Origin of the sequence: Microbacterium sp. MEC084 (assembly GCF_004514465.2) — a bacterium.
GTDB lineage: Bacteria > Actinomycetota > Actinomycetes > Actinomycetales > Microbacteriaceae > Microbacterium.
Genome location: NZ_MYFP02000046.1, coordinates 1 through 1,106, shown reverse-complemented (window position 1 = coordinate 1,106; position 1,106 = coordinate 1). Strand labels below are relative to the sequence as shown.

General features: G+C 65.9%; 1 protein-coding gene. It reads right to left on the bottom strand.

Annotation, left to right across the window (positions count from 1 at the left end; translation table 11 throughout):
• On the bottom strand, nt 1–1,001 hold a 1,001-nt coding region (locus B5M43_RS14875; protein ID WP_134746365.1), incomplete at its 3' end, for an IS481 family transposase.
• Nucleotides 1,002–1,106 lie beyond the last annotated feature (105 nt).

Genomic DNA, 1,106 nt, shown 5'->3' with positions numbered 1-1,106 from the left:
TAGCTGTACTGCCCAGCCAGGTTGTTTGAGATCCGGCTGATGGGCGGGAGCTTCCCGATCGCGGTGTGGGGCCTGTGGTGATTGTAGAAGTGCAGCCAGGCCGGCAGGGCTGCTCGGCGGGCTGATTCGCTGTTGTAGTGCTTCACGTAGGCCCAACCGTCGGCCATGGTGCGATGGAATCGCTCGATCTTCCCGTTCGTCTGGGGGCGGTAAGGACGGGTCCGCTTGGGCGTGATGCCGAGCTCGGCGCAGGCGTGCCGCCAGGCGTGGGAGCGGTAGGCGGAGCCGTTGTCGGAAAGGACTCGCTCGACGCGGACTCCGCGGTCGGCGAACCAGGACACTGCCCGCTGCAGGACGCCAATCGCGGTCTCGGCGCGTTCATCGTCGTGGATCTCGGCGTAAGCGACGCGGGAGTGGTCGTCGATGACGGTGTGGACGTAGGCGGTGCCGGTGACCATGTCGCCGGCGATGCCGCGCTTCCCGGTGCGCTTGGCTGTGACGGCTCGGTTGCGGTCGCCCTGGAACCGTCCGACGTAGCGCCAGCCGCCGCCGTCGGGGATGTTGCCGAGCTTCTTCACGTCGACATGGATCAGAGCCCCCGGAGCCTCGTGCTCGTAGCGACGAGCGGGCTCACCGGTCTTCACGTCGATATGCGAGAGCCGGTTCAACCGGCAACGTTTCAGTACGGCATGAACGGTCGAGGACGCCATCTCCAACCGACCCGCGAGCTCAACTGGGCCGAGGCGCTTGCGGATCCGCAGATGCACGATCTTCTTCACCAGCCGCTGCGGAGTCCGGTTCGGATGAGTGTGCGGCCGGGACGATCGGTCGGCCATGCCCTCCTCGCCGAGCTCAAGGTAGCGCAGCGCCCACTTCTTCGCGGTTGGCCAGGACACCCGGAAGTAGTCCGCTGCTGCCGCGATCGTCCAGTCCTCGTCGATGACCTTCTGGGCGAGACGGAGCCTTTGGCGCGGGGTCAGCGCCGCGTTAGCGTGAGACACGAGAACCTCCCTGGTTCAGAGCGGATGCGGTAGCAGCTCCACTCTGCCGGGAGGTTCTCGTCACATCAGGGAAGCCAGATCAAACAACGTCCCTGGGCAGTACAC